24 protein-coding genes are annotated in these 26,254 nt (G+C 66.5%); 19 read left to right on the forward strand and 5 right to left on the reverse strand.

Going from position 1 to position 26,254, the window contains the following annotated elements:
- The 17 genes from JC881_RS16030 to JC881_RS32445 form a co-directional block, all read left to right on the forward strand.
- A partial coding sequence (locus JC881_RS16030) for an extracellular solute-binding protein (protein WP_198786702.1) occupies positions 1-626 on the forward strand: 626 nt, incomplete at its 5' end.
- A 28-nt stretch (positions 627-654) separates the two neighbouring features.
- Positions 655-1,560, forward strand: a complete 906-nt coding sequence (locus tag JC881_RS16035) for an ABC transporter permease subunit (protein WP_198786703.1) — start codon at positions 655-657, stop codon at positions 1,558-1,560.
- Positions 1,561-1,584: 24 nt separating this feature from the next.
- Entirely contained in the window at positions 1,585-2,505 is a 921-nt protein-coding gene (locus tag JC881_RS16040; protein ID WP_198786704.1) for an ABC transporter permease subunit, read from the forward strand.
- 32 nt (positions 2,506-2,537) lie between these two features.
- Positions 2,538-3,299 (forward strand): glycerophosphodiester phosphodiesterase family protein, encoded by a 762-nt coding sequence (locus JC881_RS16045; protein WP_198786705.1) that lies wholly within the window; start codon positions 2,538-2,540, stop codon positions 3,297-3,299.
- Positions 3,296-4,843 (forward strand): alkaline phosphatase D family protein, encoded by a 1,548-nt coding sequence (locus tag JC881_RS16050; RefSeq protein WP_198786706.1) that lies wholly within the window; start codon positions 3,296-3,298, stop codon positions 4,841-4,843. Before JC881_RS16045 ends, JC881_RS16050 begins: the two co-directional genes overlap by 4 nt.
- A gap of 88 nt (positions 4,844-4,931) precedes the next feature.
- Positions 4,932-5,942 carry an aldo/keto reductase gene (locus JC881_RS16055; RefSeq protein ID WP_198786707.1) on the forward strand — a complete coding sequence of 337 codons (1,011 nt, stop codon included), beginning with the start codon at positions 4,932-4,934 and terminating at the stop codon, positions 5,940-5,942.
- 187 nt (positions 5,943-6,129) lie between these two features.
- Positions 6,130-7,611, forward strand: a complete 1,482-nt coding sequence (locus JC881_RS16060; RefSeq protein ID WP_198786708.1) for an efflux transporter outer membrane subunit — start codon at positions 6,130-6,132, stop codon at positions 7,609-7,611.
- Between the two features lie 4 nt (positions 7,612-7,615).
- Positions 7,616-8,824 carry an efflux RND transporter periplasmic adaptor subunit gene (locus tag JC881_RS16065; protein WP_198786709.1) on the forward strand — a complete coding sequence of 403 codons (1,209 nt, stop codon included), beginning with the start codon at positions 7,616-7,618 and terminating at the stop codon, positions 8,822-8,824.
- Positions 8,821-12,003 carry a multidrug efflux RND transporter permease subunit gene (locus JC881_RS16070; protein ID WP_198786710.1) on the forward strand — a complete coding sequence of 1,061 codons (3,183 nt, stop codon included), beginning with the start codon at positions 8,821-8,823 and terminating at the stop codon, positions 12,001-12,003. The genes JC881_RS16065 and JC881_RS16070 overlap by 4 nt, the downstream gene beginning before the upstream one ends.
- Positions 12,004-12,171: 168 nt before the next feature.
- The gene (locus JC881_RS16075; RefSeq protein WP_198786711.1) at positions 12,172-12,909 is read left to right on the forward strand and encodes a heavy metal response regulator transcription factor; all 738 of its coding nucleotides are present in this window, start codon (positions 12,172-12,174) and stop codon (positions 12,907-12,909) included.
- Positions 12,906-14,288, forward strand: coding sequence for a heavy metal sensor histidine kinase (locus tag JC881_RS16080; protein ID WP_198786712.1), 1,383 nt, complete (start codon positions 12,906-12,908; stop codon positions 14,286-14,288). The genes JC881_RS16075 and JC881_RS16080 overlap by 4 nt, the downstream gene beginning before the upstream one ends.
- 117 nt (positions 14,289-14,405) lie before the next feature.
- Positions 14,406-15,344 carry a VTT domain-containing protein gene (locus tag JC881_RS16085; protein WP_198786713.1) on the forward strand — a complete coding sequence of 313 codons (939 nt, stop codon included), beginning with the start codon at positions 14,406-14,408 and terminating at the stop codon, positions 15,342-15,344.
- A 123-nt stretch (positions 15,345-15,467) separates the two neighbouring features.
- Positions 15,468-16,739 (forward strand): MFS transporter, encoded by a 1,272-nt coding sequence (locus JC881_RS16090; protein WP_443083353.1) that lies wholly within the window; start codon positions 15,468-15,470, stop codon positions 16,737-16,739.
- A gap of 22 nt (positions 16,740-16,761) precedes the next feature.
- Complete coding sequence (locus JC881_RS16095) at positions 16,762-17,754, forward strand: hypothetical protein (protein ID WP_198786714.1); 993 nt, start codon at positions 16,762-16,764, stop codon at positions 17,752-17,754.
- 45 nt (positions 17,755-17,799) lie between these two features.
- The gene (locus JC881_RS16100; RefSeq protein ID WP_198786715.1) at positions 17,800-19,170 is read left to right on the forward strand and encodes a cache domain-containing protein; all 1,371 of its coding nucleotides are present in this window, start codon (positions 17,800-17,802) and stop codon (positions 19,168-19,170) included.
- Positions 19,167-19,877, forward strand: coding sequence for a response regulator transcription factor (locus JC881_RS16105; RefSeq protein ID WP_233101831.1), 711 nt, complete (start codon positions 19,167-19,169; stop codon positions 19,875-19,877). Before JC881_RS16100 ends, JC881_RS16105 begins: the two co-directional genes overlap by 4 nt.
- Positions 19,878-20,312: 435 nt before the next feature.
- A complete protein-coding gene (locus JC881_RS32445; RefSeq protein WP_233101832.1) occupies positions 20,313-20,555 on the forward strand; it encodes a hypothetical protein in 243 nt (80 codons plus the stop codon).
- A gap of 620 nt (positions 20,556-21,175) precedes the next feature.
- Here JC881_RS32445 and JC881_RS16110 read toward each other — a convergent pair.
- The 3 genes from JC881_RS16110 to JC881_RS16120 all read right to left on the reverse strand — a co-directional run bounded on the left by JC881_RS16110 (position 21,176) and on the right by JC881_RS16120 (position 23,215).
- Positions 21,176-21,580 carry a hypothetical protein gene (locus tag JC881_RS16110; protein ID WP_198786716.1) on the reverse strand — a complete coding sequence of 135 codons (405 nt, stop codon included), beginning with the start codon at positions 21,578-21,580 and terminating at the stop codon, positions 21,176-21,178.
- Between the two features lie 245 nt (positions 21,581-21,825).
- Positions 21,826-22,443 carry a hypothetical protein gene (locus JC881_RS16115; protein ID WP_233101833.1) on the reverse strand — a complete coding sequence of 206 codons (618 nt, stop codon included), beginning with the start codon at positions 22,441-22,443 and terminating at the stop codon, positions 21,826-21,828.
- A 40-nt stretch (positions 22,444-22,483) separates the two neighbouring features.
- The gene (locus tag JC881_RS16120; protein ID WP_198786718.1) at positions 22,484-23,215 is read right to left on the reverse strand and encodes a hypothetical protein; all 732 of its coding nucleotides are present in this window, start codon (positions 23,213-23,215) and stop codon (positions 22,484-22,486) included.
- A 449-nt stretch (positions 23,216-23,664) separates the two neighbouring features.
- Here JC881_RS16120 and JC881_RS16125 point away from each other — a divergent pair, with 449 nt between their 5' ends.
- Positions 23,665-24,309 carry a DUF938 domain-containing protein gene (locus JC881_RS16125; protein ID WP_198786719.1) on the forward strand — a complete coding sequence of 215 codons (645 nt, stop codon included), beginning with the start codon at positions 23,665-23,667 and terminating at the stop codon, positions 24,307-24,309.
- 85 nt (positions 24,310-24,394) lie between these two features.
- Complete coding sequence (locus tag JC881_RS16130) at positions 24,395-24,694, forward strand: hypothetical protein (protein ID WP_198786720.1); 300 nt, start codon at positions 24,395-24,397, stop codon at positions 24,692-24,694.
- 31 nt (positions 24,695-24,725) lie between these two features.
- Here the strand turns inward: JC881_RS16130 and JC881_RS16135 are convergent, their stop codons facing one another.
- Positions 24,726-25,565, reverse strand: coding sequence for a HEAT repeat domain-containing protein (locus JC881_RS16135; RefSeq protein WP_198786721.1), 840 nt, complete (start codon positions 25,563-25,565; stop codon positions 24,726-24,728).
- Between the two features lie 194 nt (positions 25,566-25,759).
- On the reverse strand, positions 25,760-26,230 hold the full coding sequence (locus tag JC881_RS16140) for a hypothetical protein (protein WP_198786722.1): 471 nt from the start codon (positions 26,228-26,230) through the stop codon (positions 25,760-25,762).
- Positions 26,231-26,254: the final 24 nt, after the last annotated feature.

Below are 26,254 nucleotides of genomic sequence, written 5' to 3' on the forward strand. Positions count from 1 at the left end.
TCTCGCAGGTCGGGCGCATCAAGAAATGGATCGACGACGGCGTGATGCAGATCGCCGGCCAGGGCCTGAGCCCCGAGCAGCTGTTCACCTCGGGCAAGTGCTCCACCTTCTTCGCCTCCACGGCGGCGCACAGCGGCATCGAGCGCGAGGCCAAGATCGACTGGAGCGCCACGTACCTGCCGTGGGAAGAGGGCAAGCAGCCCCGGAACAGCACCATCGGCGGCGCGTCGCTGTGGGTCATGAAGGGCCAGAAGCCGGCCGAGTACGAGGCCGCCGCGGCGTTCCTGGACTACCTCGCCAAGCCCGAGACGCAGGTCTGGTGGCTCAAGGCCACGGGCTACGTGCCGTTGACCAACAAGGCGTATGAAATGGCCAAGTCGCAGGGCTATTACAAGGACCACCCGACGCGCGAGATCGCGATCCTGCAGCTCACGCGCGGCACGCCCACGGCCAACTCCACGGGCTTTCACTTCGGCAACTTCACCCAGACCATGATGGCGCAGCGCGACGAGTTCGAGAACGTGGTCGCCGGCAAGAAGACGCCGCAGGTGGCGATGGACGATGCCGTCAAGCGCGGCAACGAAATCCTGCGCCAGTACGAGAAGCTCAACAAGGGCCGCTACTGAAGCGGCACCGGGCCCGGAAGAACGAAGCATGGCCAAGCCCGAAGCAGGACTCAAGCGCGCACACTTCAAGGACGTGCGCCTGCCCGTGCTGCTGCTCCTGCCGCAGCTGGCGATCCTGCTGTTCTTCTTTTTCATTCCGTCGTTCCGCGCGCTCGGGCAGGCCTTCTTCCTGTCCGACCCGTTCGGCAACACGGTGCACTTCGTGGGCTTCGACAACTTCGCGCAGCTGCTGCAGAGCGAGACCTACCACGAGTCGGTGAAGGTCACGGTGGTGTTCACCATCCTGCAGAACCTGCTCACCATCGCGGTCGCGCTGGTGCTGGCCTTCGCGAGCGACCGCGTGATCCGCGGGCGCGGCATCTACAAGGCGATCATCCTGCTGCCCTATGCCATTGCGCCGGTCATCGCGGGCATTCTCTGGGCGTTTCTCTTCAACCCGGCGGTGGGGCCGCTCGCGCACGTGCTGCATGCGATCGGCTTCGCGTGGGACCCGAACCGCGTGGGCTCCGACGCGATGATCCTGGTGATCCTGGCCGCCTCGTGGAAGCACGTCTGCTACGACTACATCTTCCTGCTCGCGGGCCTCCTGGCAGTGCCTTCGTCGCTGCTCGAGGCGGCGGCCGTCGATGGCGCGGGGCCGCTCAAGCGCTTCTTCAGCATCGGGCTGCCGCTGCTCATGCCGACGATGTTTTTCCTCGCGGTGATGAACTTCGTCTACGGCTTCTTCGAGATCTTCGCCATCGTCGATGCGGTCACGCAGGGCGGGCCGGCGGGCGCGACCAACGTGCTGGTGTTCAAGGTCTACGTCGATGGCTTCATCAACCTGGATCTGGGCTCCTCGGCCGCGCAGTCGGTCATCCTGATGATCTTCGCGCTCTTCATGACGCTGCTGCAGTTCCGCTACGTGGAGCGGCGCGTGAGCTACGACGTATGACGCTTCACACAAAGGACCGCCGCCATGGTTGAACGCGCCCCCGTGCTCGATGCCGTCTGCCACGCGATCCTGCTCGTGGGCGTGGCGTGCGTCTGCGTGCCGCTGTACCTCGCCTTCGTCGCGGGCTCGCTTACCATCGGCGAGGTGCAGCAGGTGCCGCTGCCGTGGCTCCCCGGCGACCAGTTCGTGCAGAACCTGCGCACCGCGTGGACGCAGGCCAACTTCGGCCGGCTGTTCCTCAACTCGTTCATCGTGGCGCTGGGCATCACGGTCGGCAAGATCGCGGTGTCGCTGCTGTCGGCCTTCGCGATCACGTACTTCCGCTTCCGCTTTCGCATGACGGCGTTCTGGCTCATCTTCGTCTCGCTGATGCTGCCGATCGAGGTGCGCATTTCGCCGACCTACGAGTCGGTGGCCAATGCGGCGCTGCCAGTGCAGTGGCTGGTCGAGACGCTGCACCTGTCGCAGCTGTGGAATGCGGTCACCGGCCACAGCATCGACATCCAGCTGTCGTGGAACATGGTCGACACGTACCCGGGCCTGATCCTTCCGCTCATCGCCTCGGCCTCGGCCACCTTCCTGTTCCGCCAGTTCTTCCTCACGGTGCCCGACGAGCTGTGCGAAGCGGCGCGCATCGACGGCGCCTCGCCGATGCATTTCTTCTGGACCATCCTGCTGCCGCTCTCGCGCTCGAACATCGCGGCGCTCGCGATCATCCTGTTTCTCTACGGCTGGAACCAGTACCTCTGGCCGCTGCTCTTCACCACCGACAAGGACATGGCGACCGCGGTGATCGGCCTGAAGCACTTGATCCCGCGCGCCGATTCGCAACCGGCCTGGAACGTGGCGATGAGCGCCGCGCTGCTCACGATGCTGCCGCCCATCCTCGTGGTGGTAGCGTTGCAGCGGTCGTTCGTCAAAGGGCTGGTGGACAGCAGCAAGTGAAGCGCACGCAACCAACAAGGACACTGCAGAAAATGATCATCGTGGGGCACCGCGGCGCACGCAACCTCTGGCCCGAGAACAGCCTGGGCGGCTTTCGCAAGCTCATCGCATCGGGCGCCGATGCGGTCGAGTTCGATGTGCAGGAAACGCGCGACGGCACGGCCGTGGTCATCCACGATCCGCTGCTGGACCGCACCACCGAAGGCACCGGCCCCATCCGCGACCGCACGGGCGCGGAAGTGCTGGCGATGCGGTTGCGCGAAGGCCAGGGCGAGCAGGGCGAGCACGGCGGTGAGCGCGGCGAATGCGTGCCCTCGCTCACCGAGGTGCTGCGCCTCTTCGCGCCCACGCGCATGGAGCTGCATGTGGAGATCAAGACCGACGCGGCCGGCGAACTGCCCGCGGGCGCGGTCGCGCGCATGGTGCAGGCGCTGCACGACGCGGGTGTTGCGCAGCGCAGCTACCTCACCTGCTTCGTGCCCGAGGTGCTGGAGCAGGTGCTCGCCTGCTGGCCCGGCGGCCGCGTGCTCGCGTCGCTGGACCACCGCTCGGCCGAGATGCTCGGCGGCATCGGCCGCGCGCTCGCGCGCTATGCGGCGATGCCCGGGTGTGTGGTCGCGGTCGAGAAGAAGCTGCTCGCGGCGACGTGGTCGCAGTGCCTGGCCGCGCTCGGCACCGAGCGGCTGGGCGCATGGGTCATCAACGAGCCCGAGGAAATCGCGCACTGGCTCGCGATGCCGATACGGCAGATCACCACCGACCGGCCCGATCTCGCGCTGGCCGCGCGCCGATGAGCGCACGGCCGATCTCGCGGCGGCGCCTGCTGTGCAGCGGGCTCGCTGCCGCATCGCTGGGCCATCCCTTTCTTCAACTGCACGCGCAGCAGGCATCGCGCGAGCTCTTCACGCTGGGCGTGGCCTCGGGCACGCCCCGGCCCGACGGCATGGTGCTCTGGACGCGGCTCGCGCCCGAGCCGCTGCAAGCCGGCGGGATGGGCGATGCGCCGGTCGATGTGCGATGGGAGGTCGCGGAAGACGAGCGCTTCCGGCGCATCGCCGCCAAGGGCACGGCGACGGCCACGGCGGAGCTCGCGCATTCGGTGCATGTCGAGGTGCAAGGGCTGCAGCCGGGCCGCCCGTACTGGTACCGCTTCACGGCGGGCGGCGCGCGCAGCCCCGTCGGCCGCACGCGCACCGCGCCGGCGGAAGGCGACGAGGCCGCGCAGGCCATCCGCTTCGCCTTTGCCTCGTGCCAGCAGTACGAGCAGGGCTACTACGCGGCGTACCGCGACATGGCCGCGCAGCCGCTCGACTTCGTCGTGCACCTGGGCGACTACATCTACGAAAGCTCCTGGGGTTCGCGCCATGTGCGTCGTCACGAAGGCGGCATCCCGACGCAACTGGCCGAGTTCCGCGACCGCTATGCGCTCTACAAGACCGATGCGCACCTGCAGGCCGCGCACGCCGCCTTCCCCTGGCTCGTGACCTGGGACGACCACGAGGTGGCCAACGACTACACCGACGACGTTTCGCCGCGCACCATCGATCCCGCGCAGTTCCTCGCGATCCGCGCCGCCGCCTACCAGGCCTGGTACGAGCACATGCCCGTGCCCGCGAGCATGCGGCCGCGCGGCGCCGATGCCACCATCTACGGACGCCACCGCTTCGGCCGCATGCTCGACTTGCTGCTGCTCGATGGGCGCCAGTACCGCTCGCACCATGCGTGCCTCGCGGGCCGCAGCGCCTCGCCGCTGGCCGACTGCGCCGACCGGTCCGCACCGGAGCGCAGTTTTCTCGGCGCGAAGCAGGAGGCGTGGCTCGCGAACGAACTGGCCGCGCCGCCCGCGCGCTGGACCGTCGTCGCCCAGCCCACGCTGCTCGCCGAAGCCGACCGCAAGCGCGGCCCCGAGCACGGCTACTGGATGGACGGCTGGGACGGCTACGCCGCCTCCCGCACGCGCCTCCTCGACGCGCTGGCCGCGAACAAGGCGCGCGGCGGCGATGCGCTCGTCGTCAGCGGCGACGTGCACGCCTTCTGGGCCGCCGACCTGCGCCGCGAGCCGGAAGGCCCGGCCATCGCGACCGAGTTCGTCGGCGGCGCCATCACCTCCGAAGGCCCGAGCGCCGCGAGCGTGGCCAACATGCTTGCGAAGAACGAGCACCTGCGCTACGGCCGCGCCGACAAGCGCGGCTATGCGCTCATGACGCTCGATGCGCGCGGCTGCGCGGTCGAGTTCCGCGCGGTGGACGATGAGAAGAACGCCGACTCGGCCGTGGCCCCCATGGCCCGCTTCTCGGTGGCGCGCGGCGCGCCCGGCGTGCATCTCGAAACCACCTGAAATCTCCCGCGCCTGCAGGATTGCGCGGCCGTGCCTATGATGGCCGCCGCCCCCCATCCCTCCCTCATCTCCCTCGGAGCGCGCCCCCATGAGCATTCCCACCACCCGACTCGGCCGCACCGGCCTCACCGTGTCCCGCCTCGCCCTGGGCACCATGACCTTCGGCCTGCAGACCGACGAGGCCGTGTCGCACCAGATCCTGGACAAGGCGGCCGAAGGCGGCATCAACTTCCTCGACACCGCCGACGTGTACCCGCTCGGCGGCACCGTCGAGACCACCGGCCGCACCGAAGAGATCATCGGCAACTGGCTCGAAAAACAAGGCCCCGCGGGCCGCCGCCGCTTCGTGGTCGCCACCAAGGCGGTCAACAAGGTCGGCCCGAATCCGTGGGACCAGGGCGCATCGCGCAAGCACCTGCTGGACGCCATCGACCTCTCGCTCAAGCGCCTGAAGACCGACCACGTCGACCTCTACCAGCTGCACATGGACGACCGCGAGACGCCGCTCGAAGAGACGCTCGAGGCGCTCGATGTCATCGTGAAATCGGGCCGCGCGCGCTACATCGGCGTGTCTAATTTCCTGGCCTATCGCCTGGCCCGCGCGCTGGGCAAGTCCGACCTGCACCGGTTCACGCGCTTCGTCTCGGTGCAGCCGCGCTACAGCCTGCTGTTCCGCGAGATCGAGCGCGAGCTGCTGCCGCTCGCGAGCGAAGAGGGCCTGGGCGTGATCCCCTACAACCCGCTGGCCGGAGGCCTCCTCACCGGCAAGTACAAGCCCGGCGCCAAGCCCGAGGAGAACACCCGCTTCACGCTCGGCACCGCCGGCAACATGTACCAGGACCGCTACTGGAACGAGCGCAGCTTCAACACCGTGACGCAGCTGCACAAGCTGGCCGACGAGGCGGGCGTGCCGCTCGCGACGCTGGCGGTCGCGTGGGTCATGGCCAATCCGCTGATCACCGCGCCGCTGCTCGGCGCGAGCCGGCCCGAGCAACTCGATGCGACCATCGCGGCGGCCGAATACAAGCTCGATCCGGCGCTCAAGCAGAAGCTGGACGAGCTCACGGCCGAGTACCGCAAGGGCGACGCGCCACGTTGAAATGCATTGCTCCTTCCCCCTCTGGGGGAAGGCTGGGATGGGGGCAGGCAGAGCGCCCAAGGCGAGCGCCGCCGTGCCCCCACCCCAACCCTCCCCCAGCGGGGGAGGGAGCAAAACCGAAAACTGTCAGAACTGTCAGTTAGTCGACAGCGAAGGGTTTGATGGGAGTTCTTAGAGTGAACCCACCATGGTTCTCTTCGCCACCTCCCCATCACCCAAAGCGACAGCCATCGCGCTCGCCGCACTGCTCCTCGCAGGCTGCGCCGTCGGCCCCGACTACGTGCGGCCCTCCATGGACCTGCCGGTCGCCTACAAGGAAACCGGCCCCTGGAAGACCGCCACGCCGCAGGTCGTCGACGCCAGCCATCCCTGGTGGGAGGCCTACGGCGACGGCACGCTGAGCGCGCTGGTCGTGCAGGCCAACGCGGCCAACCAGAACATCCGCGTCGCGGAAGCCCAGTACCGCGAGGCACAGGCGATAGCAGCCGCCGCGCACGCGGGCTTCTTCCCGACCGTGGGCATCAACGCAGGCGGGACCCGCGCGCAGACCAACAGCACCGGCGCCGTCAAGCTGGGCACCACCGACACCCTGGGCCTCGCCGCGAGCTGGGAGCCCGACCTGTGGGGCGCCGTGCGCCGCGCCGTCGAGGCCGGCAACGCCGACGCGCAGGCCAGCGCCGACGACCTCGCCGGCGCGCGCCTGAGCATTCAGACCACGCTCGTGCAGGACTACCTGCAGATCCGCGTCATCGACCTGCAGCGCGACCTGTATGCCAGCACCACCGCCGCCTACGCCAAGGCGCTCGAACTCACGCAGCACCAGTACGCCGCGGGCACGGTGCTGCGCTCCGACGTGGCGCTCGCGGAGAGCCAGCTCAAGACCGCCGAGGCGCAGGCGGTCGATCTCGAAGCGCAGCGCAGCCAGCTCGAACACGCCGTCGCCGTGTTGACGGGGCAGGCGCCCGCATCGTTCTCGCTGCAGCCGCTGGCTTCATCCGCACAGGCGACGCCCGCCTCGCTCTCGTCCACCGAGGCGCTGCGCGTGCAACTCCCGGTCACCCCCGCGGGCCTGCCTTCGGAACTGCTCGAGCGCCGCCCCGACATCGCCGGCGCCGAGCGCCGCGTGCAGGCGGCCAACGCCAACATCGGCGTGGCCAAGGCCGCGTACTACCCGCAGATCGTGCTCAGCGCGAGCGGCGGCTTCAGCGCCGGCAACCTCGCCTCGCTGTTCAACACACCCAGCCGCGTGTGGTCGCTCGGTGCGGCACTTGCGCAAACGGTGTTCGACGGGGGCCTGCGCAAAGCGCACACCGACCAGGCCGTGGCCGTCTACGACGCCTCGGTCGCGCAGTACAAGCAGACCGTGCTCGGCGGCTTCCAGCAGGTCGAGGACAACCTCGCGGCGCTGCGCGTGCTCGACCGCGAATCCGCATTGCAGGCACAGGCCGTGCAGGCCTCGCAACTGGCAGAGCGCCTGGCGCTGAGCCAGTACCGCGCCGGCACCGCCACCTACCTGAGCGTGGTGACGGCCCAGCAGCTCTCGCTCACCAACCAGCGCACCGCCGCGCAGGTGCTCGGCCGCCAGCTCGCGGCCAGCGTCTCGCTGATCGCGGCCACCGGCGGCGGCTGGACCGCGGACGCCGCCGCTGCAACGACTTCCGGAAATTGATGCCATGACGACGACAACCCAAGCCCCCCTTCAGCGCCGCTCGACCTGGGTCGCGGCCGCCACGCTCGTGATCGTTTTGGGCGGCGGCGCCTGGGCGCTCAACCACAACAAGGCCTTCGGCGCCAAGCCCGAAGCCCCCAAGACACCGCCGGTGCAGGTGACGACCGCGCGCGTCACGCCGCAGAACGTGCAGGTCTACCGCTCGGGCATTGGCACCGTCGCCTCGATGGCCACGGTCACCGTCAAGGCGCGCATCGACGGGCAACTCGACAAGGTCGGCTTTACCGAAGGGCAGGACGTGAAGGCCGGCCAGCTGCTCGCGCAACTGGACCCGCGCACGCTGCAGGCGCAGCTCGCACAGGCGCAGGCCACCCGAGCGAAGGACGAGGCGCAACTGGCCAACGCCCGCGCGGACCTGAAGCGCTACACCACGCTGATCGCGCAGGACGCCGCCACGCAGCAGCAGCTCGACACGCAGAAGGCGCTGGTCAACCAACTCGCCGCCACCGTGCAGACCGATGCCGCGCAGGTGCAGTTCGCCGAGGTGCAACTGAGCTTCACGCGCATCGTCTCGCCGATGAACGGCCGCGTCGGCGCGCGGCTGGTGGACCCGGGCAACATCGTGCACGCGGCCGACACCAACGGCCTGGTCGTCATCAACCAGATCGACCCCATCGCGGTGCAGTTCACGCTGCCCGAAGAGGCGGTGCAGGACATCAACCGCGTGCAGCAGCAGAGCAACCAGCCGCTCGCGGTGGTGGCCTACGACCGCGCCGGCAACCAGATGCTGGGCGCCGGCAAGCTCATCCTGCTGAACAACCAGATCGACACCACCAACGGCACCGTGCAGCTCAAGGGCAGCTTCGCCAACCCGCAGCACACGCTGTGGCCCGGCCAGTACGTCAACGTGCGGCTGGACCTGGACCGCCGGCCCGACTCGCTCACCGTGCCCGCCGCCGCCGTGCAGCGCGGCCAGGACGGCACCTACATCTGGGTGGTCGATGCCGAGAACAAGGCCAGCAACGTGCCGGTGCACGTGCTGCAGATCGCCGACGGCGTGGCCGTGATCGACAAGGGCCTGGCAGCCGACCAGCGCGTGGTGGTCGATGGGCAGTACAAGCTCAAGCCAGGCTCCAGCATCGTGGAGCCGCCGCCCGCCAAGAAGGCCGCGGCCGCCACCGCTGCCACCACCCCCAGCGGGAGCGGCAATTGAGCATCTCCGCCGCCTTCATCAAACGCCCCATCGGCACCACGCTGCTGGCGCTCGCCATCCTCTTGGTCGGTGCGGCGGTGTTTCCGCTGCTGCCGGTGGCACCGCTGCCGCAGGTCGACTTTCCGACGATCCAGGTCTCGGCCAACCTGCCGGGCGCGAGCCCCGAGACCATGGCGTCCAACGTGGCGCAGCCGCTGGAGCGGCAGTTCTCGCTGATCGCGGGGCTGTCGCAGATGACCTCCACCAGTGGCCTCGGCTCCACGCAGATCACGCTGCAGTTCGACCTGGACCGCAGCATCGATGCCGCCGCGCTGGACGTGCAGGCGGCCATCAACGCCTCCACCGGCCAGCTGCCGGCCAACCTGCCGAGCCCGCCCACGTTCCGCAAGGTGAACCCGGCCGACTCGCCGATCCTGATCCTCTCGGTGCAATCGAAGACGCTGCCGCTCACCGAGGTGAACGACTACGCCGACAACATCCTCGCGCAGCAGATCTCGCAGATCGCGGGCGTGGGCCTGGTGAACATCGGCGGTGCGCAGAAGCCCGCGGTGCGCGTGCAGCTCGACCCGACCAAGATGGCCGGGCTGGGCCTGAGCCTGGAGGACGTGCGCACCGTGCTCGCATCGGCCACGGTGAACGCGCCCAAGGGCACGATCGACGGGCCGAACCAGAGCTTCACCGTCTACACCAACGACCAGCTCCTGAAGGCGCAGCCGTGGAACGACGTGCTGCTGGCCTACCGCAACGGCGCGCCGATCCGCGTGCGCGACATCGGCGTGGCCGTGGACGGCCCCGAGAACGCGAAGATCGCCGGCTGGGCCTATGCCGGCGCCGCCGCGCCCGCGGGCAGCACCGTGCAGAACGGCCGCTCCATCGTGCTGGCCATCACCAAGCAGCCGGGCGCCAACGTGATCGAGACGGTGGACCGCATCAACGCCGCGATGCCGCGCCTGAAGGCATCGATTCCGCCGACCGTCGACGTCAACGCGATCATCGACCGCACGCAGACCATCCGCGCGTCGGTGAAAGACGTGGAGTTCACGCTGCTCCTGACCATCGCGCTGGTGGTGGCCGTGATCTTCGTGTTCCTGCGCAACGTGCCGGCCACGCTGATCCCCAGCGTGACGGTGCCGCTCGCGCTCCTGGGCACGGTGGCGGTGATGTACCTGCTGGGCTACAGCCTCGATAACCTCTCGCTCATGGCGCTCACCATCGCGGTCGGCTTCGTGGTGGACGACGCCATCGTGATGTTGGAGAACATCTACCGCTACGTGGAAGAGGGCATGTCGCCGCTGGAGGCCGCGTACAAGGGCGCGGGAGAAATCGGCTTCACGATCATCTCGATCTCGGTGTCGCTCATCGCGGTGTTCATTCCGCTCCTGCTCATGGGCGGCATCGTGGGGCGCCTCTTCCGCGAGTTCGCGGTGACCGTGACGCTCACCATCGTGGTGTCGGTCGTGATCTCGCTCACGCTCACGCCGATGCTGTGCTCGCGCTTCCTGAAGAACGAGCACGCGCGCAAGCACGGGCGGCTCTACCAGCTCTTCGAGCGCGGGTTCGACGCGATGCTCAACGGCTACAAGCGCGGGCTGCACGTGGTGCTGGACCACCAGTTCATCACGCTGATGGTCTTCATCGCCACGGTGGCGGCCACGGGCTTTCTGTTCATGGTCATTCCCAAGGGCTTTTTCCCGCAGCAGGACACGGGCTTCATCTCGGGCTTTGCCGAATCGGCGCAGGACGCCTCGTTCGCCTCCATGAACGCCCGCATGCTCGAGCTGGCCGACGTGGTGCGCAAGGACCCCGATGTGACCGGCTTCGGCATGAACGGCAGCTCCTCGACCTACAACACCGGCAACTTCTTCATCAGCCTCAAACCCAAGGACGAAGGCCGCAGCGCCACCGCCGACGAGATCATCACGCGGCTGCGCCCGCAGCTGGCCAAGGTGCAGGGCGTGAACCTGTTCCTGCAGGCGGGGCAGGACATCCGCGTGGGCGGCCGGTCGTCGCGCACGCAATACCAGTACACGGTGACCGATGCCAACCTGGACGAGCTCAACACCTGGGCGCCCAAGCTGCTCGCGCGATTCAGGCAGCTGCCCGAGATCACCGACCTCGCCTCGGACCAACAGAACGCCGCCGCATCGGCCGTGCTCACCATCGACCGCGACCGCGCATCGAGCTTCGGCATCTCGCCCGCGACGATCGACGCGACGCTGTACGACGCGATCGGCCAGCGGCAGGTGGCGCAGTACTTCACCCAGCTCAACAGCTACCACGTGGTGCTGGAGGTGACGCCCGCGCTGCAGCAGGACCCGGCGCTCTTCAGCAAGCTGTACCTCACCTCGCCGCTCACCGGCCAGCAGGTGCCGCTCTCCACCTTCGTGAAGGTGGACACCAGCAAGACCGCGTACCTCTCGATCAGCCACCAGGGCCAGTTCCCGGCGGTGACGATCTCGTTCAACCTCGCGCCGGGCCATGCGCTGGGCGATGCGGTCAACGCCATCAACAAGGCGCAGGCCGACATGGGCCTGCCGCAATCGCTCAGCGGTTCGTTCCAGGGCACGGCGCAGGCCTTCCAGGATTCGCTGTCGTCGCAGCCCTATCTCATCGCCGCGGCGCTGGTGGCGGTGTACATCGTGCTGGGCCTTTTGTACGAGAGCTACATCCACCCGCTCACGATTCTCTCGACGCTGCCCTCGGCCGGCGTGGGGGCGCTGCTCATCCTCATGGCGGGGGGGTACGACCTCAGCGTGATCGCGCTGATCGGCATCATTCTCTTGATCGGCATCGTGAAGAAGAACGGCATCATGATGATCGACTTCGCGCTCAAGGCCGAGCGCGAGCAGGGCATGGCGCCGCAGGAGGCGATCTACCAGGCGTGCCTCCTGCGCTTCCGCCCGATCATGATGACCACGATGTGCGCGCTCCTCTCGGGCCTGCCGCTGATGCTGGGCCACGGCTCGGGCTCGGAGCTGCGCCGGCCGCTGGGCTACGCGATGGTCGGCGGGCTGATACTCTCGCAGGCACTTACGCTGTTCACCACGCCGGTGGTCTACCTGTACCTGGACCGCGCCCACTACTGGTACCTGCGCCGCAAGGAAGCGCGCAAGGCCCGCAAGGCCCTCAAGGGTGAAGGCAGCGGGCAAGAGACCCCGCCGGTGGCGCAAGCGCATTGATCGATGCGGGGATTTGATGCACCACCGACCGTTCGGGCTGAGGCTGTCGAAGCCGCTACCGAACTGGCACTTCGACAAGCTCAGTGCGAACGGGTTTGCCAGTGCGAAGGGGTTTGCCAGTGCGAAAGGTCGAGGAATCTTTCGGTCGACGAAGAAAGCTGCAATGCCATGAAGATCCTGATTGTCGAAGACGAGCTGAGAACCGCGGACTACCTCTCCAAGGGGCTGACCGAGCAGGGCTGCACGGTCGACATGGCGCACAACGGCATCGACGGCCAGCACCTGGCGCTCACCCACGAGTACGACGTGATCGTGCTGGACGTCATGCTGCCCGGGCAGGACGGCTTCGCGGTGCTGCGCGCGCTGCGCGCCGTGAAGGAAACGCCGGTCATCATGCTCACCGCGCGCGACCGCGTCGAAGACCGCATCAAGGGCCTGCACGAAGGCGCGGACGACTACCTCATCAAGCCCTTCTCGTTCCTCGAACTGCTGGCGCGCCTGCAGGCGCTCAACCGCCGCGGGCGGAAGCAAGAGCCCGTGCAGCTGCGCATCGCGAACCTGCAGATCGACCTGCTTGCGCGCAAGGCCTTCCGGGGCGCGACGCGCATCGACCTCACCGCCAAGGAGTTCGCACTGCTGGCGGTGCTCGCGCGCCGCCAGGGCGAAATTCTCTCGAAGACCGCCATCGCCGAGCTGGTGTGGGACATGAACTTCGACAGCAACACCAACGTGGTCGAGGTGGCCATCAAGCGGCTGCGCGACAAGATCGATGCGCACTTCAGCCCCAAGGTGCTGCACACCATCCGCGGCATGGGCTACGTGATGGAGGTGCGCGAGGCGAGCGAACAGCGCGACGCCGACGCAGGCGGCCAGAACGAAGCACAAGGGGAGGGCGGCGCCCCGTGAAGCGCTCCATCACCGTGCGGCTGGTGGCGATGTTCACGGTGGCGGCGCTCGCCACCTTCGCGCTCATCGGTGCCGCGCTGCACGGCGTGCTCGCGCGCGAGCTGGAGCGCCACCAGTACGAGGAGCTCGACACCACCGTCAAGAGCCTGCAGTTCTGGATCCAGGCCATCGGCACGCCCGAGCGCTGGTCGCGCGTGCAGGCCCGCATGGACGCGCTCACGCCCGAGGACGGCAGCGTGCGCTTCTGGGTGCTGAGCGACGACCCGCGCTTCCAGTACGGCAAGGGCCTGGCCGAAATCGACGGCCTCACCCGCGAGGCCAACGGCCGCAGCACCGACATCGTGCTGCCCGGGCAGGAGCGGCCGTTCCGCACGCTCTCGGTCCACGTGCCGCCGTTCGAGAACCGGCCGGCGGTGCGGCTCATCGTGGGGCGCAACTCCGAGCCCTACGAACGCACCCGCGAGACCTTCCTGACCGCGCTGCTCGCGCTCGGGCTGGGCGGCGTGCTGGTGGTGGCGGTCGCGGGCTACTGGATCGCGCGCGTCGGGCTGCGGCCGCTCGAGCGGCTGTCGGGCGAGGCGCAGGCACTGCGCCCCAAGACCCTGTCGCAGCGCTTGCAGACCACGGCGCTGCCGGTCGAACTCTCCGCGCTCGCCGAGGCCTTCAACGGCGCGCTCGCCCGGCTCGAAGAAGCCTATGGGCAGCTGGAGGCCTTCAACGCCGACGTGGCGCACGAGCTGCGCACGCCGCTCGCCAACCTCATCGGCAGCACGCAGGTCGCGCTCTCGCGCCAGCGCAGCGCGGGCGATTTCGAAGAGGTGCTGCAGGCCAACCTGGAAGACCTGGAGCGGCTGCGCTCCATCGTCAACGACATGCTCTTTCTCGCGCGCGCCGACCGCGGCGAAGTGGCCACCGGCCTCGTGCTCACGCCCGTGGCGCAGGAGGTGCGCAAGACCATCGACTTCTTCGAGTTCGTGCTCGACGAGAGCGGCTCGCGCGTCGGCATCGCGGGCGACGTGGAGGCCCAGGCGCGGCTGGAGAGCGCGCTCTTTCGCCGCGCCATGTCGAACCTGCTGCAGAACGCCATCGAGCACTCGCCGCCGGGCGCGCAGATCACCGTCACGCTGCGGGAGGAAGCCGCGGCGACATGGATCGCCGTGTCGAACCCCGGCGCGGCCATCGGCCAGCTGCACCTGCAGCACCTGTTCGACCGCTTCTACCGCGTGGACGCGTCGCGCAACGACAGCGGCGAGCACCACGGCCACGGCCTGGGGCTGGCCATCGTGAAGGCGGTGGCGAGCATGCATGGCGGGCAGGTCAGCGCATCGAGCGAGGGCGGGGTGAACACCTTCGCTTTCAGCGTCTCGCGGACCGGCTGAAACGCGCTTTCGAATGGCCTGCGCCCGGTACGTTCTTGGGCCATGCCGGACAATCGGGGTTCGCATGAACCCCGCTCCCACCCCGCAACTGCTTGGCGCATCGACCGAAAGGCTGGCATGGCACAGCTGATGTCGCTGCTGGTGCAGAACGCGATCCTGGTGGTGTTCGCCGCGAGCTTTGCCGCCCGCCTGGGCCTGCCGGTGCCGGCCGCCGCGGTGCTGGTGGTCACCGGCGCGCTAATGGCGGCGGGCGATGTGTCGGTCGTCGGCGTGGTGCTCGCCGCGGTCGTCGCCAACCTCTTGGGCGACGGCGCCTGGTTCTACGCGGGCCGGCGCTTCGGCTACCGCTTCATGCGCCTTTTGTGCCGCATCTCGCTGTCGCCCGACTCGTGCGTGCGGCGCGGCGAATCGCTCATCACCGACTGGGGCGGCCTGTCGCTCTTGGCCGCCAAGTTCGTGCCGGGCGTCTCGGTGGTGGCCCCGCCGATGGCCGGCGCGCTGGGCATGTCGGTGCGGCGCTTCATCAGCTTCGACGTGGGCGCCGCGCTCATCTGGACGGGCCTGTTCCTGGGCCTGGGCTGGGCCTTTCGCGACCAGATCCAGGAAGTGCTCGCCGTGCTGGCCCAGGCCGGCGGCATCGCCACTGCCGCGATCGCGGTGCTGCTGCTGGTGATCCTGGCCGTGCGCTACTGGCGCCGCCGCGCCTTCATGCGCCTGACGGGCATGCCGCGCATCTCGGTGGACGAGCTGTACGACATGCTCGGCGGCGAGGAGCCCCCCTTGATCATCGACGTGCGCGGCAAGGCCGGCGTGCAGGTCGATCCACGCCGCATTCCGGGTGCGCTGCCCTACACCTTGAAGGCGCTGCAGCACCGCCACCTGGACCTTGCGATCGACCCCAACCGCGACGTGGTGCTGTACTGCAACTGCCCCAACGAGGTATCGGCCGCGCAGGCCGCGCGCGTGCTGCTGGCGCGCGGGGCGCGTCGCGCCTTGCCGCTGACCGGCGGGCTCGATGCGTGGGTGGCCTCGGGCCGGCCCACCAGCCTGCACTGACCAGCCCCGCACCTGCAGGAACAAGCCTCGCGTGCTAAGGTGCCCCGGGGCCGGGTTAACCCTTGGCGCCCCCCTTCTTTTCGCTCCTCCGCTCCCACCGCTCCCCAGTTACCGAGGCCTCCCGTGCCACTCCCCGACGCTCCCACCCCCTCCGCGGCGAACATCGCCCGGGCCGACAAGGCCCACCGTGCCAGCCATGGCGGACACGCGCCAACGCTGACGCCTGCCCTCACTTTCGTCTTCGCTGTCGCCTGCGGCCTGTGCGTGGCCAACATCTACTACGCCCAGCCGCTGATCGGCCCGATCTCCGACGCGCTGCAACTGCATGCGGGCCTGGCGGGTTTGATCATGACGCTGACCCAGCTGGGCTACGGCGCCGGCCTCCTGCTGCTGGTGCCGCTGGCCGACGTGGTCGAGAACCGGCGGCTCATCATCGGCGCGCTGTTCGGGGCGGTCATCGGCCTCGCGGGCATCGCGCTCTCGAACTCGGCCGTCACCTTTCTCGCGGCGTCCTTCATGGTCGGCGCCTGCGCGGTCGCGGCGCAGGTGCTGCTGCCCTTCGCTTCGCACCTCGCCCCCGAGGCCTCGCGCGGCAAGGTGGTCGGCAACATCATGGCGGGCCTCCTGGGCGGCATCATGCTGTCGCGCCCCTTCGCCAGCATGGTGGCCGCGAGCCTAGGCTGGCGCGCGCTCTTCTGGATTTCGGCGGTGCTCATGGCCACGCTCATCGCCGTGCTGTGGCGCGTGCTGCCCGAGCGCCGGCCGCATGCGTCCATCGGCTATGCCCGCACCATGGCCTCGCTGCCGGGCATCGTGTGGAACACGCCGCTCTTGCGCCGGCGCGGCTGGTATCAGGGAATGATGTTCGCGGCCTTCCAGGCCTTCTGGACGGCCGTGCCGCTCGCGCTGGTGCACGAGTTCGGCATGGGCCAGCGCGGCATCGGCCTCTTCGCGCTCGCGGGTGCGGCGGGGGCGCTGCTGGCGCCGGTCGCGGGGCGCTTGGCCGATCGTGGATGGACGCGGCCTGCAACGGGCGTTGCGATCGTCGTCGCGCTCTTGTCTTTCGTGCTCGGCGCCGTGTCGATGCACTTCCATTCGCTGGCCGGACTGGTCGCCGCTGGCATCCTGCTCGATGGGGCGGTGCAGCTGTGCCAGGTGCTGAACTTCCGCAGCCTCTTCATGCTGGCGCCCGAACTGCGGGGGCGGCTCAACGGCCTCTTCATGACCTTCATCTTCATCTGTGCGGCCGTGGCTTCGGGCATTGCGGCGGCGGTGTATGCGTTCCATGGATGGACCGGGTTGTGCCTGCTGGGTGGCGGGTTCGTGTCGATGGCGTTGCTGCTTTACCTGACGGAGTTCCGTCGCCGGCCCGTGCCTCTGGCAGTCGGCGGATAAACGCGACTGCTGCCGTCGCGCCATGAACCCACCGGTCTTCTCGCGAAAGATCCCCGTCACGCAGATGGACGCCCGCGGCATCGGCGCGATCGTGGTCCTCTGCACGGTGTATTCCGCCCTGATGATGATGGGTGCCGCATGGCTCTTCGACGAAGACGCGACTGGTTGGCGTGCCGTGCTGAGCACCGTCGCGCTGCTGGTGCTCATCGCCGTGTGGATGGTCGGCCTCCTCGTCGTCGCCGCTGCGTGGATCTGGGTCGAAGAGCGCTGGCTCGCATCGGTCAAGCGCCGGCCGAAGGCGTTCAGCGCCAGCGCGCAGGTCGACGTCGACGAGCGCGGCCTGTCGATCGACGGGCTCGGCCATGTGCAATGGATCGACGTGCTGACCATCGAGGGCATTCCCGACAGCGACAACTACCTGGTCGTTCACACGCGCCCCTTCAACAAGCTGATGCTCACGGCGCCCGTCGATGAACTGGCTCCGGTCATCAATCACTATCTCGCGCTCAGAAGCGATGCAGGGGCAATGGCGACAGCGACGGGCATCCTGCAAAGCCGCGCCATCGTTTTTTGCTGGCGATGTTTTCTCGCATGGATCGTGGCGGGGTATGCGCTCGCCGCCGCTGCGGGTGTGGCACTGGTGCTGTACGCGCCCGACGTCGGCTTTCTGAAGACGGTGGTGGTGCTCTGCGTGCTCCTGCCGATGATCGCGTGGCTGGTGTGGGCCATTCCCTTCGCGCAGATCGGCCTCCTGTCGCATTCGCGGGTGCGCGCCTTCGAGCTCGACGGCACACGGTTGCGCAGCACCGATGGCGCATGGCAGATCGACTTGATGCAGACCCGCATCAGCCATCGGCATGCGCGTGGGCTTGGGTACGAATTCGGCTTTCTTGCTGTCCGGCCGAAGACGGGCAGGAACCTGGATCTGTTGCTTGAAGGTGGTGCGGATCAGGAGGCGCTGCTGGAGGCGTTGAGTGGGCGCGGATTGCTGCCGCAGGCCAACCCCGAACGCTGAACCAGAGAATCCGCGGGAGGGCCCCAGTGTTAGTCTTCCTCCCCCATGAACCTCCGCACCAAGATCGTCGCGCTGGCCGTCGCTCCGCTGCTCGTCGCGCTGGTGCTCGTGGCCTTGGCGGTGCGACATCAGGAGCACGACCTTGCGCAGCGCGAGCGCGCGCTCATCGAGCGCAGCTACATGGCCCAGCGGCGCAGCGAATTGCGCAGCTACGTCGAACTGGCCGTGAGCAACCTGCGCCCGCTGTACGACTCGGGGCAGGACGACGAGGCCACGCGCAACGAGGCGCTGCGCCGGCTCGCGGCGCTCGACTACGGCGACGACGGCTACTTCTTCGTCTACGACCTGGAGGGCAACTCCCTCATGCATTCGCGCCAGCCCGAGCTGGTCGGCCAGAACCTCTGGGGCATGCGCGATTCGAAGGGGCGCTTCACGATCCAGGAGCTCATCAAGGGCGCGAAAGAAAACGGTGGCGCCTACGTCGAGTACGAATGGCGCAAGCCCTCCAGCGCGCAGATGGCGCCCAAGCTGGGCTACGTGACGGCGCTGCCGCGCTGGAACTGGATGGTCGGCACGGGCCTGTACCTGGACGACATCGAATCGACCATGGACGCGCTGGACAAGCAGATGAACGCCAACGTCACCGCCACGCTGCTGTGGATCGCGGGCATCGCGGCGCTGTGCCTGGGCGTGGTGAGCGCGACGGGCCTGTTTTTGAACCTGAGCGAACACCGCGTGGCCGAGGCCAAGCTGCGCCTGCTCGCGCGGCGCGTGGTGCAGTCCCAGGAAGAAGAGCGCGGCCACCTCGCGCGCGAACTGCACGATGGCACGAGCCAGACGCTGGTGTCGGCCAAGCTCCTGATCGAATCGGCCGTCGATGCGCTCGGCCGCGACCACCACGCGGCGCCGCCCGCGCTCGGCAAGGCGCTGCAGCGCCTGAACGATTCGCTCACCGAAGTGCGCCGCATCTCGCACCGTCTGCGCCCCGCGCTGCTCGACACGCTGGGCCTGCCCGCGGCGCTGGAGCGCCTGGGCCACGAGTTCGGCGAAGAGGGCAGCATCGACGCATCGATCATGGTCGAGGGCGAGCCCTTCGAGCTTTCGCAGGAGACCAAGACCGCGCTCTTTCGCGTGACGCAAGAGGCGCTCACCAACGTGCGCAAGCACGCCGAGGCGCACCGCGTGCACATCGCGCTCGGCTTCACCGACGAGGCCGTGCGGCTGGAGGTGAGCGACGATGGCGTGGGCTTCGACGTCGAGGCAATGCAGCTGGACCCGCGCCACGGCATCGGTCTTCGCAACATGCGCGAGCGCGTCGAGGCGATCGGCGGGCGGCTGGCGATGCGCTCGGGCCGCGGCCACACATCCATCGAGGCCGAGGTGCCGGCCCGCAGCGCGAGGCCTGAACCGGAATGACAGCAGCAGCACCACCCCCACCCGCACCACCCGCACAGGTGCGCACGCAGCAGGCACCCAGGCCCATCCGCCTCTTCATCGTGGACGACCACCCGCTCGTGCGCGACGGCCTGCGCGCGCGGCTGGGCGCGATGCCCAACCTGGAGATCGTCGGCGAGGCCGGCAGCGGCGCCGAGGCGCTCGCGCTCATCGACACGCTGCGGTGCGACCTCATGCTGGTCGATGTCGGCATGAAGGACATGAACGGCATCGACCTAGCCGCGCTCGTGCTGCAGCGCGACCAGCAACAAGCGCCATCGCACCCCGCGCCGCACATCGTGATGCTCAGCATGTACGACAACCCCGAGTACGTGCAGAAGGCCATGCAGGTGGGCGCGCGCGGCTATGTGCTGAAAGACGCGCCCGCGGCCGAGATCGTGGCCGCCATCGAGGCGGTGTCCGCGGGCGGCACGTTCCTGAGCCCCGCCGTCTCGAAGAAGCTCTTTCGCAACCAGGCGCCGCGCCCGTTGCTCACGCCGCGCGAGAGCGAGATCCTCACCGCGCTCGGCCGCGGCGAATCGAGCAAGCAGATCGCGCGCGACCTCTCCTTGAGCGTGCGCACTGTGGAGGCGCACCGCCAGAGCATCAAGCGGCGCCTGGGCATCGAAGGGCAGGCGGAGCTCATCAAGTACGCGGTGGAGCATGCGCGGGAGTTCGGGCAGGGGTGAATTTCTTGCGCGATGCGTTGCCGATGTAGCCGTCGATTGAGCCGTCGATTGAGCCGTTGATCAAGCCGCTGATGAAGCCACCGACGAAGCCTTCGATTCGGCCGCAACAGTGAACTCTGGAGAGGACTGTCAGAGCTTTGTGTATTGCGCCTGCCGCGCGTCGATTGACCGCGCAATTCGAGAATTAATGGGCAGAAATTTCTCGCTGCGCGGGGCTGTGGTTCTCTACAGTGAATGCCCTTGGGTGCTGACGACCCACCACTCACACACACCGATCGGATCGATGGACGGATGAACCGCTTTGCTTCACGGCGGGCTGTCGCTGCGATGAGCAGCGATGCGAACGTGAGGCGCAAAAGGCGACGGCCACGGTGCGCGAACACCATGGCCGTCTAACCAAATGACGTGCATTACTTTTTACTGAAAGCACAACACATGGCTGATCGAATTATGTCCCGGGGTCCCCGGACGAACTCTTCCAACGCATCCGCGCAAACCGCATCGGATGTACTTGAGAACAAGCTGGAGCAACTGCACACGCTGCTGTGGTGCTGCTACGGCGACGATGGATGGTTCGAGGAAGTGGGGCCGGCGCATCGGGAGAACCTGGTGTGGCTCGCCTCTGATTTAGCGGGAGAGGCGCGGGAGCTATATCAGGAAATGGGGCCGGCTAGCTAAGGGCTCGGGCGCCGAGGTTCATTGCGGCTTGGCGCCCGCTCTTGAGGTTTTTGGCCAGCCGAGGCTAGACTTTCGTCTCCGGCCGCGGATTCAACGGCCCACCGCCAAACTGAGACGGAATTGGGCTTCTTCGACCCGACATTACCCCGGAGCTCAAATCAGTGACACCAACCTTAGACGTCCGCTCCAAGCCGCCATCGCGGTGGTGTTTGGTCGGCAACGTTCGACCGCCCCTTGGTATCCATGTGCCTCATTTTTCGACCGGCACGAAAGTTCATTGCATGCCGGCGCAATGGGGTGATGGCTACGAAAAGATCGTTGTAGTTGGTCGGCATAGACGCTCCAAGAGATTCGTGAAGCTCGTCATTCCGTCCAGGTTTGTGAAGGACGTGCGAGCCCAGTTGGTCTATTCGCCGTCGGTGCTTCTGCTTATCCAAGAACACTGCAATGAGCCTGGACACTTCTGCTGGAGCGGTCCGGCCGAGATCGAGGCGTTCATCCAAGCGTATTCAGCGCAGTGATCGTGTTGGGGCAATCAAAGGCCGCAGCCTGCCAAGCGCGGCTGTCTGTTAGGCGTGACTGATTTACCGCGATCGACGGCTGCGAGCGGTGTTTTTGCATCAGCCCCCGATGCCGGGCGGGCAGTCCAGGTAGTAGTTACAGCTCGTGGGGAGCGGGTTTCCATCCATGATGTGCGCTGCCCACGCGAACAAATTCAACATGTACCCGGCGTGCGTCGGCGTCAGGCCGCAGGACTCGGCGACTTCTGGCAATCGTGCGCGACAGACATCAAGGTGGCGCCGTACGCCCTCCGATCCACCGAGATAGGCATTGAACTCGTCGAGATCAATACCCAAACCGGAAACTCGGTAAGTGCCTGCCACGCCTGGTGCGTCTGTATAGACGGCCATGACATCGTGGCCTTCAAGAGTCGCGACGGTCGTAAGCACTCTGCAAAAGGCATCTTTCATCCCATTGCTGATCCAAAGGTCCGCGTTGTTGTTGATCCAGATGGGGGCGCCCATGGTCTTACCGTTGAGAGGCGTTGAGGTTGTCAGGTCTCAGCGATGCTGTGTGTTCATGGCCGTCGCTACCTAAGTTGAATTCAACGGCGGCTTTGGAGAGCCGAAGGGCGGTCGGTGTCAAAAGACCCGCTGCGGTCTTCGAGCTTTCTCCCGGGCGGCGGATCTCGTGTGGGAAGTTCACGACTGCAATCTAAGCAGCACCTGGTAGATGGAAGCGTCTTGTCAGGGATCGAGTCTCAAATCACCTAACGAAAGAAGCCGTATTCTTTCATGCACGTCACGAATTCAGGATCCTGCCTGACGAAGGAGGCGAGGAAAAAAACTTGAAAGTTCAGAGTATTAGCCTCAACGTCGTTCGACCGTGCATTCACGATCAACTGCCCATCCGTGGTCTGAAAAAGACCGACGCTTGGCGCTGTTTCCACAAAACGTTTGAGTGAGGAGGGCAGGCTAAGCAGATCGGCATCGACGAGCTTCGCACCCACCACATCTGCTGCGAGGTCGCGTGTGGAACCTTGCGTTCGCACAATGAAGCTTGCGGCAATTGCCTGGTCAGCTTGAGGCCGGATCTGAACACCTATCCTCATCACTTGGGCAGATGGGCCCGCCGTGCAGAGCGGCTTTCCGGCAGCCGTGACTTCAACGAAACCTGGCGAGCAAAGTGGGCCATTGACACCGCTTTTTGGCCCGAGGATGTGAGTCAAGTTCACCATCTCGCGACTGCTCAGAAGCTCCGCCGCAGAGGGGCATCTCTCTTGTGCTTCGGCATTGATTCCTACGGCCCATAACAACAAAGCACACAGTGAGGCCGAGGCTTGAACACCGAAATCCCTTGTTCCCGCAGCCAAGCGTAGAGCACGCATTCGCATTCCTAGTATGAAAATCCGTTCATGGCCGAAAGCGCTAACCGTCAAGCGCTCGCCGCTTGCGGATCTGGCGCTTCTGCTCAGCACCGGGCGGCTTGTAAGAGCCGGAAAGACGACGCCGGAGAGACTTTATCGCGGCGGCTCTTGCTCGCATCGCACCATGGTCGGTCACCGTCTGGGCATCCGCCCACTCCAATGACCCTTCGATCGGCGCTCCTCTAAGTGCACACAGGCAAAGTGCCTGCTGATACGACATGGTGGCACTGTTGAATGTCTCGATCACCAAATCTCTCAACTTCGTCTGCTGCTCTTGCGGTGGCACCAACCCGTCGTCGAAGCTCGTCAACGCGTTCAACGCGCCGAGTGCTCGCCAGAACGGATCGTCTGGCTCGTCCGAAAGGGCGGTTGTCGACATGCAGTAGTCCAACAGCATCGTTACGCAAGTCTCGGTGCGAACTTCGACTAGAACCGCAATAGCAAACGTCGCGAGCGCTCGATCGGTCAGCAAATGCTGCAGCGAAGCTACGCCGCCGCGGCCGTAGGCGACGCAGGCCACCGCCCAACGTGCGAGCGGCACTACCCTGGTTCCGTCTTCCAGCAAGCCGTCCTCGTGCCATCCGTGCAGCTTGCAGAGCCGTTCAATCTCATCAGCGCCGTCAGCGCCATACGCCAGCGAAAACCGAATCAAGTCTTCCGGATGAACTGAACCACCGTAGGACAGCGGTCCGGAGCCCTTGGCGGCCTTGCGGGCAAGATCATTGAATTTCATCGTAATTCGATGTGCATGCTTTGGCAGCCGTTATATCGTTTGCCAGCTTGCGATGGTCTAAGACTGGAGCCCCGCGGTGAGGGGCCGGTTCTGGCCGATAGTAGCCATTTGCGAAGACACACCGAGCGTCCATGATCGGTCTGAAGCGGTCTCATGCATAGCGAGTAAACAACGGGCAAGACTGTCTGGCCCCCCCCAATGAAAGCCACTCGCCTCGGCGCGACCGCGCCAACGTTCATCGCCAGGGGCGCGCCGGTGCGTAACGAAATCGAGTCGCGCGATGCCAATGCGCTTCGGCCGGTCACTGATCGGGGCGCAGCCCATTGACAGCCGACATGGCAATGCCCCGGCGGCCCTAAAATTCAGACGCATATGACGCGTGGCGATCAGATAGAGAAGGGCGCCAACTCCAGCGCTCGATAGCTTTCAACCAGATGTCGCCTCTTCGAATGTCCAACCTTCCCCACAGCCTCGCCGCCGATCGCAACAAGCAGCCCATCCTTGATGCATTGACCCGCGTCCTCGGCGAGCGCGGCATCGCGCTAGAAATCGCCTCCGGCACAGGCCAACACGCCGCCTGGTTCGCCGCCTCCATGCCCCAATGGACCTGGCAACCCACCGACGCAGACCCCCGCACGCTCCCCGCCCTCGCAGCCCGCGTCGCAGAAGCCGCACTCCCCAATCTCCGCCCGCCGCTCCTCCTGGACGTGATGTCGCCTCAATGGCCGTCGCAGGGCCCCGCGTTCGCTGAAGCAAGAGGAGGAGAAGGGCAAGAAGAAAAGTTCGACGCCATCTACTGCGCCAACATGCTGCACATCGCGCCGTGGCCCACATGCGCCGCCCTGATGCAAGGCGCCGCGCGGCATCTGCGCGCTGGCGGGTTGCTCGTCACCTACGGGCCTTACATCGAAGACGACGTTCCCACGGCGCCGGGCAACACGGCGTTCGACGAAGACCTGCGCGCCCGCAATGCCGCATGGGGCATCCGCCGCCTGGAAGACGTGGCGGCCGAGGCGCGCCGCGCAGGCCTCGCGTTGCGCGAGCGGCATGCGATGCCGGCGAACAACCTGCTGCTGGTGTTCGGGTTGCAGTAAAAACTGCAGGGCTTCTCCTTGGCAGCACGCGCATTCGCTGTGGACCGCCGTCCTCAACAATTCATCCGGTAGAAAAAGCAAACCTATGAAGAGCCTCGCTGCTGAAGTTGTTCGATACCTCTGGGCACTCGTGTTCCTGGCCGACGACACGTTTCGCGACGACAACTTTGTAGCCGACGAGATCGAGCGAATCAGCTTTGAAATGGCCGACGAGTATTCGCCAGAGGAGCAGCAGGCCGTCATGGCCGTAGCCCGCGAGTGGCTGGACGCTGCCACTGCAGAACCCGATGCTCATGGATACACGCCGCGAAAGTTATCGACCCCGGAGCAGCGCGAATTTCTCGAATCGCTGGCGGCCGGGGCTTTCATGAACGCGGCGGACTGAACAGCTTCGGTCGAGCCTCAGTGGTCCGAAGCTAGTGCGAACGGCATGCATCGATGGCCGCGTTCAACCGGTCAAGCCAATACCCGCTGACCTCTGACTCATTCAAGTCGTCTGCAATTCTCTGCAGCGCATCCACGAGCAACGGGCTCGCCAATTTCTCCGCGGCCTCCAGTTCGTACACGCGGCAATCGGCGTCCAGGTGTTCCGCCAGATAGGTGATCGCTCTCGGGTCCGACCGTTTGGCCAGTCCCACCAGTGCTTCACCGCGCACTTCGTCATCACGGTCCTGCAGGTTCTTCCACAGAAGCTCGCGAATCTCCGGCGTGTCCGCTTCCTGAAGCGAGCCGAGGCCGAACGTTGCCCAGTTGCGCACGTCGTCATCGGGGTCGCTCGCGAGCCAAAGCAGCGCTTCGATGGCGTCCGGCTCGGGGTAATGGCCCAGCGATACCGCAACGTTCCATCGGAGCAATTCATTGCGATGCGTCGACAGCCTCAAGAGTTCGGGCAATGCGTCGGGATGCGGCCGATGACCAAGGCCCGAGACTGCCGCGCGAACCACTTCGTCATGCGGATCGTGTAAGCCTGCAAGCAGCAGGGTTTGCGTTTCTTCCCGCGCGTATTCGACGCTGCCGAAGTAGTCGCCGCGTTGGTGTTGCCGCAGCTGAGACGCGATGCAGAGGCCGAGGCCTCGACGTCTCCAGCTGGCGCTGGCAGACAGCGAGCGTGCAAGTTCAAGCGTCTGCGGGGAGCCGCGCATCTGCAATTCGACAATCGCGCGCCAGTGCCGGTCGCTGCCCCAGCCGCGCAGCGCCATGCGGATCAGCTGCCGTTCGGTTCGCGTCCTGTTGAGGTTTCTCGCCGGTTTCTTCATGGCGGCCGATGTTATCTGCCGGTACATCGGTCCGAAGCGATGCACTGCGGTCGCGTAAGCGAAGGGCGAGGGGGCTTGCTGCGCCACTCAAGCTGCGCTGCACTGCGCCGCGACGTCCAGCACCCACATCACCCCGAACCGGTCCTTCAAGTCACCGCGATGCGGTTCTTGTGTGTAGCCTTGAAGCGATCCGCTCAACTGGCCGGGGGCTTGTAAAGCCGGGACTCGACTCCGCGAAATGCAATGACGCGGCACCAAGTCTTGTTGCGTGCGAGCACTTCGTAAATTTCATCCTCCGGCAAAACAGTTCCGAGGACGATGGGCTCCGAGTTCTCCGCCTTCACGATGACATCGCTGGCAAACGCCGCAATCAGAAATTCGGGCCGTACGCAGTTGTCGCCTTGCTCGGGGAAGCCAACGAGAGCACTGAACTTGAAGTCGCCCGGGATCGGAATCCGCGCATTGGGAAACCAGTCTTCCCTCGCGGCTACAACATGCCATGCGCCAGCAGTGATGGTCTCGACCGTCGTTGCACCCAAGACCCGTGCGCCGTTCGTCAGCTGTTCAACGAGGTTCTGAGCGGTAGCCTGGCCGGCATCGAAGAACATCGCCGGATGAGCACGCACCCATTCGATTGCAGATTCCTTGAGTATCTTGATGGTCATGCTTTCGAATTCCGGTTGCTTGTC

Origin of the sequence: Variovorax sp. IB41, from assembly GCF_016405905.1 — a bacterium.
In the GTDB taxonomy this organism is placed as follows: Bacteria; Pseudomonadota; Gammaproteobacteria; order Burkholderiales; family Burkholderiaceae_C; genus Variovorax.

Bases quoted from the DNA above. Each gene is read 5' to 3' on its own strand.
- JC881_RS16135 (WP_198786721.1), bottom strand. From the start codon at position 25,565: ATGAAGAAACCGGCGAGAAACCTCAACAGGACGCGAACCGAACGGCAG.
- JC881_RS16075 (WP_198786711.1), top strand. From the start codon at position 12,172: ATGAAGATCCTGATTGTCGAAGACGAGCTGAGAACCGCGGACTACCTC.
- JC881_RS16105 (WP_233101831.1), top strand. From the start codon at position 19,167: ATGACAGCAGCAGCACCACCCCCACCCGCACCACCCGCACAGGTGCGC.
- JC881_RS16100 (WP_198786715.1), top strand. From the start codon at position 17,800: ATGAACCTCCGCACCAAGATCGTCGCGCTGGCCGTCGCTCCGCTGCTC.
- JC881_RS16065 (WP_198786709.1), top strand. From the start codon at position 7,616: ATGACGACGACAACCCAAGCCCCCCTTCAGCGCCGCTCGACCTGGGTC.
- JC881_RS16040 (WP_198786704.1), top strand. From the start codon at position 1,585: ATGGTTGAACGCGCCCCCGTGCTCGATGCCGTCTGCCACGCGATCCTG.
- JC881_RS16110 (WP_198786716.1), bottom strand. From the start codon at position 21,580: ATGGGCGCCCCCATCTGGATCAACAACAACGCGGACCTTTGGATCAGC.
- JC881_RS16055 (WP_198786707.1), top strand. From the start codon at position 4,932: ATGAGCATTCCCACCACCCGACTCGGCCGCACCGGCCTCACCGTGTCC.
- JC881_RS16060 (WP_198786708.1), top strand. From the start codon at position 6,130: ATGGTTCTCTTCGCCACCTCCCCATCACCCAAAGCGACAGCCATCGCG.
- JC881_RS16120 (WP_198786718.1), bottom strand. From the start codon at position 23,215: ATGAAATTCAATGATCTTGCCCGCAAGGCCGCCAAGGGCTCCGGACCG.
- JC881_RS16035 (WP_198786703.1), top strand. From the start codon at position 655: ATGGCCAAGCCCGAAGCAGGACTCAAGCGCGCACACTTCAAGGACGTG.
- JC881_RS16045 (WP_198786705.1), top strand. From the start codon at position 2,538: ATGATCATCGTGGGGCACCGCGGCGCACGCAACCTCTGGCCCGAGAAC.
- JC881_RS16050 (WP_198786706.1), top strand. From the start codon at position 3,296: ATGAGCGCACGGCCGATCTCGCGGCGGCGCCTGCTGTGCAGCGGGCTC.
- JC881_RS16085 (WP_198786713.1), top strand. From the start codon at position 14,406: ATGGCACAGCTGATGTCGCTGCTGGTGCAGAACGCGATCCTGGTGGTG.
- JC881_RS16115 (WP_233101833.1), bottom strand. From the start codon at position 22,443: ATGCGTGCTCTACGCTTGGCTGCGGGAACAAGGGATTTCGGTGTTCAA.
- JC881_RS16130 (WP_198786720.1), top strand. From the start codon at position 24,395: ATGAAGAGCCTCGCTGCTGAAGTTGTTCGATACCTCTGGGCACTCGTG.
- JC881_RS16140 (WP_198786722.1), bottom strand. From the start codon at position 26,230: ATGACCATCAAGATACTCAAGGAATCTGCAATCGAATGGGTGCGTGCT.
- JC881_RS16125 (WP_198786719.1), top strand. From the start codon at position 23,665: ATGTCCAACCTTCCCCACAGCCTCGCCGCCGATCGCAACAAGCAGCCC.
- JC881_RS16095 (WP_198786714.1), top strand. From the start codon at position 16,762: ATGAACCCACCGGTCTTCTCGCGAAAGATCCCCGTCACGCAGATGGAC.
- JC881_RS32445 (WP_233101832.1), top strand. From the start codon at position 20,313: ATGGCTGATCGAATTATGTCCCGGGGTCCCCGGACGAACTCTTCCAAC.